3 protein-coding genes and 3 pseudogenes are annotated in these 4,384 nt (G+C 69.8%); 2 read left to right on the top strand and 4 right to left on the bottom strand.

Annotation, left to right across the window (positions count from 1 at the left end):
- The 3 genes and pseudogenes from VF794_RS22625 to VF794_RS22615 all read right to left on the bottom strand — a co-directional run.
- Positions 1-654, bottom strand: a pseudogene (locus VF794_RS22625) (methyl-accepting chemotaxis protein); the annotation flags it as partial.
- 5 nt (positions 655-659) lie between these two features.
- Positions 660-1,070 (bottom strand): Frizzy aggregation protein FrzB, encoded by a 411-nt coding sequence (locus VF794_RS22620; protein WP_331113699.1) that lies wholly within the window; start codon positions 1,068-1,070, stop codon positions 660-662.
- Entirely contained in the window at positions 1,067-1,579 is a 513-nt protein-coding gene (locus VF794_RS22615) for a chemotaxis protein CheW (protein WP_331113703.1), read from the bottom strand. Before VF794_RS22615 ends, VF794_RS22620 begins: the two co-directional genes overlap by 4 nt.
- Positions 1,580-1,690: 111 nt before the next feature.
- Between VF794_RS22615 and VF794_RS41760 the strand changes: the two are divergent.
- A pseudogene (locus VF794_RS41760) lies at positions 1,691-2,002 on the top strand (response regulator); the annotation flags it as partial.
- Between the two features lie 702 nt (positions 2,003-2,704).
- Positions 2,705-3,211: pseudogene (locus VF794_RS22605) on the top strand (response regulator); the annotation flags it as partial.
- A 98-nt stretch (positions 3,212-3,309) separates the two neighbouring features.
- Here the strand turns inward: VF794_RS22605 and VF794_RS22600 are convergent.
- Positions 3,310-4,384 (bottom strand): radical SAM protein (locus VF794_RS22600; RefSeq protein ID WP_331113696.1); only part of this gene is annotated, 1,075 nt, incomplete at its 5' end.

Below are 4,384 nucleotides of genomic sequence, written 5' to 3'. Positions count from 1 at the left end.
GTCGCTGCGGATCTGCTGCATGGCCTGGATGAACTCGCCGATGGCGCCCCGGCCCGCGCGAGCGGCACCCAGGGTCTCCTCGGCCACGCGCGCCACGCTGCCGGCGTTCTCGGCGATCTGCGCCGAGGCGTGCTTGAGCTCTTCCATCGTGGCCGTGGTCTCGTGGATCGCCGCGGCCTGCTCGGTGGAGCTCGTCTCGTGCTGCGTGGAGGCGGCGAGCACCTGGTTGGCGGACGAGGACAGGCGCAGGGCCGCCTCGTTGATCTCCCGCACGAAGGTGCGCAACGTCTCGATCACCTTGCCGAAACCCTCGAGGAGGGGCCCGAGCTGGGCGTCCTCGGTGGAGGTGTTCCACTGGGCCAGGTCGCCCTCGCGCACCAGGGTGATGAGCGCGTCGATGGCCTGATCGATCTCCTGGGCGGCCACCTGCTTGCGACGCTCGGTGGCGGAGAACCTGTCGAGGAGCTGGTTGAAGAGGTTGGCCAGGTCGGCGGCATCCTCCTCCATGGCATTCTTGGCAACGCGCGCGTCGAGATTGCCCGCCAGCACCGCGATCACGGTGTCGGTGATGGGCTTGAGGGAGCCGGCCTTCTTGCGAGGGGCGGCGCCCTCCGTCGCGACAACTTCGTTCTTCGTCGTGTCAACAGGGGACATTGCCTTCAGTGCCTTCCTTGAGCATTCAAGGTTTCAACAAGATCGATGAGCATCACGGGGCGTTCCTGGTCGAGGAAAACCCCCACAGCGTAGGGTGCGGCGCCAGCCGTGGGAGGCAGTCGCCGCAGGTCCATGATGGGAACGGGGCGCACACCACGGATGGTGTCCACCTTGAGGTGCGCCTCGGAGTGCTCTCCCTCGGGCACCAGTTCCGCGGGGATGTCGAAGACGATGGCGCGGTTGCCTCGCTTGAGGGCACCGAGGCCCTCCAGCTCGAGATCGTCCGGGTGTGAGCGGTCGATGCGCACCACCTGAGAGGCGTCGGTGCCGTAGACGATGTCGCCCACCTCGAAGAAGAGGATGTCGACCTCGTTCTGCTCCTGGGCGGGGTCCTCCGCGTAATCGTCGTAGATCACCGGACCACCGCCCGCTGCCGAGCACTCTGCAACAGCTTGGTGAAGTTGATCAGGGCCACCGCGTCCAGCTGCGCGACCCCCACGGTGACGCCCAGCAGGTGCTCGGCGGCCGCATCCCCACCCATGGGAGGGGGAAGGACATCGGCGACTGGAATGCGGCGCAGACCGAGCACCGCGTCCGCCACGACACCGACGCGGTAGCTGCCGCTGGTGCCGATGAAGAGCCGGGTCCTCGGGCCGACGCGGGCCTCCCCCTTGCCAAGGAAGCGCAGCAGATCCATCACAGGGAGTACCTCGCCGCGATGGCCTGTAACACCCAGGAGGAAGGAGGGCGTTCGCGGCAGGGGCGTGAGAAGCCCTGCGCGAATCACCTCGAGGACGTTATCGCTGGGAACGCCGAGGCGAAGTTCGCCCGCCCGAAACAGGAAGAATTCCTGCTCCGGCCGGGCCTGGCCTGCGACGGCGCGGTCTGGCGCCTTCCGGAGCGCACGCTGGAGGGGAGTTGTAATCAAGGCGCCAAAGTATCCGGAGGCTTGCGAAGTGGGTCAAGAGTGGACCGAATCACATGGTCCGGGCCCACTCAACGGTGTAGGGTGACGATAGCATTCCCGAGGAGGCAGATGTCTCGCGTACTGGTCATCGACGATAGCCCGATGCTGGTGGAACTGACCGTCCGGGCGCTTGCTGCGGCCGGCTACCAGGCCACTGGGGCGACCGACCTGGCGAGCCTCGAGCAGAAGCTCACCGAGGGACCGTTCGCGCTCATCCTGATGGACGTGAACATGCCGGAGATGTTCGGCGACGACGTCGTCGAGTACCTCCGGACGCAGAAGAAGGTCACGTCCAAGCTGGTCCTCTACTCGGACATCTCCGAGGAGGAGCTGGCGGCGAAGACGCGCAACTCGGGCGCGGATGCCTACATCCTCAAGGGCGGCGGGCTGGAAGCGGTCATCGCGGGGATCATGCGGATCCTCGGGGCCCCCACGAACAGTGTGGCCTCACCCGCACGTCCCGTGACGAACCCCGGCGCTCCGGGGGCCCGGCCCCAGGCCACCACCGCCGCGCCCCGCCCTCCCTCCGTGGCGCCAGCCACTCGTGCGCCCGCTCCCGCGGCTGCCCCTCGGCCCGTTGCCCCGGGTGCCGCGCCCCAGGCGAATGCCGCCCCCGCGCCCCGCCTCGGCCCCTCCCCGCAGGCCCAGGCCCAGGCCATTCCCGGTGCGCCTCGCGCGCCCGCGGCGGGTGCGGTGGCCCAGCCCCGTCCGGTCGCGCAGGCCCCGACGGCGGCCCATCCCGCTCCAGCGACGGCCTCTCCTCCCGCTCCGGCCGCCGCTCCTCGTGCGCCCGTCGCGGGTCAGGTGGCGCAGCCGCGTCCGCCCGCGCAGGCTCCCGTGGCGGGGGCGCCTCAGGCTCCGGCCGCTCCCGCGGCGCCGCGTGCGCCCGTGGCCGGTCAGGTGGCCGCGCCTCGTCCGGCCGCGCAGGCTCCGACAGCGGCCCCTCCCGCTCCGGCCGCCGCTCCTCGCGCGCCCGTCGCGGGTCAGGTGACTCAGCCTCGTCCGGTCGCGCAGGCTCCGGCGGCGGCCCCTCCCACGACGCCCGCCGCGCCCTCGGCTCCCGTGGTGGCCCAGGCTCCGGCCCCCGTGGCGCCCCAGGCCGCCGCACCGGCACCGACTCCAGTTCCCGCGGCACCTCCCGCTCCCGCGGCGCCTGCGGCGGCGCCCTCCCCTGCTCCCACGGGTGGATTCCCCTCGGCGGCGAAGATGGCGGCGGCGGCCGGACGCAAGCCTCGCATCCTCATCGTCGACGACAGCGAGATGACGGCGCGCATCATCGAAGCGGACCTGGTGACCAAGGGCTTCGAGGTGCACATCGCCGACTCCGCGGACAAGGCGACGAAGATCATCCTGAAGAAGCAGACGCGTCCGGACCTGGTCCTGCTGGACGTGCGCATGCCCAACGTGAACGGCGAGCAGTTCTGCCGCTTCATCAAGAGCAACAGCCTCTTCAAGGGCATCAAGGTGCTGCTGTGCTCCGGTGAGAACATCGAGGAGCTCCAGCGCATCTGCCGCGAGGCCGGCGCCGATGGCTACGTGCCCAAGGACGCCGTGCTGGGCCACCTGGTCGCGAAGGAGCTCCAGGAGTAACGGCCGCACCCACCACTCGTCGTCGACCACGAGTGGTGTAAGGCAAATGCACACATCACTCGTGGTCGACGACGAGTGATGTGCACAAGCCCCTGCTTCTAGCGCCGGGCGCTGGCGGCGTTGTCCCGCTCGTCGAGTCCGCGCGCGAAGTTGCCGATGATCAGCCCCGGCCGGGCCGCCTTCAGCCGCTTGAGCAGCGTGCGGATGCCGACGGGCTCTCCCCCGGCGCCCTTGTCTCGCGCCACTTCCAGGTACTGGATGGGATCGATGGCCAGCGGGCGTGTCTGCACCTGATCCACCTTGTACTTCTTCACCAGCCGCTCCAGGGCCTTCACCTCGCCCTCCCGGTCCGTGACGCCCGGGAAGAGCAGCAGGTTGAGCGCGAGGTACGCGCCGCGCTCGCGCGCCAGGGCGATGGAAGCCTCCACGTCCTCCCAGCCGTACTTCACCGGCTTGTAGTAGGCCTCGTAGAGCTCCTTCGACGCCGAGTTGAGCGACACGCGCACCGCGTCCAGTCCCGCGTCGAGCAGCGCCTCGAGGCCCTGGGTGAGGCTCGCGTTGGTGTTGATGTTGATGGAGCCGCGCGAGGTGTGCGCGCGCATGTGGCGGATGGCCTCGGCGATGAACTTCCACCGGGTGAGGGGCTCGCCCTCGCAGCCCTGGCCGAAGCTCACCATGGTGCGGCCCGGCGCGTTCTCCAGGTGGTAGAGGCCAATGGCCCCCATCTCCTCGCCGGAGGGCCCATCATCCATGCGCTCGTGCGAGGCGGGAGGTCCACCCGCCGGCTGATCCGAGATGCAGCCCACGCAGCGCGCGTTGCACATCACCGAGGCGGGGATGGCCCCCTCGTCGCGCACATAGAAGATGTTCTGCGAGGTGAAGCACCGGTACAGCATCGCGCACGTGGTGAGCTGCTTGAGGACGCGGTTGCCGGGGAAGCGCGCCAGGTGCGTGTCCACGAGCTTCTTCAGCTCGGCGGTGGAGTACTTCTCCGGATCCCAGTGCGAGCGCGTGTCGGTGTGGATGGCCCAGGCCACCGGACCGTCCTCGCCCCAGGCCGCGGCGGTGTACGCCCACTGCGGCAGCACGGGCCCGTCCGCCTTCACCTCGCCAGGCAGGAAGGTGCGGGTGTAGCCCGGGGGCAGCAGCGCACCCACCGCATTGGGCACGAAG

It is taken from the genome of Archangium sp. (genome assembly GCF_036389735.1).
Taxonomy (GTDB): Bacteria; Myxococcota; Myxococcia; order Myxococcales; family Myxococcaceae; genus Archangium.
This window is presented reverse-complemented; position numbering and strand designations above follow the sequence as displayed.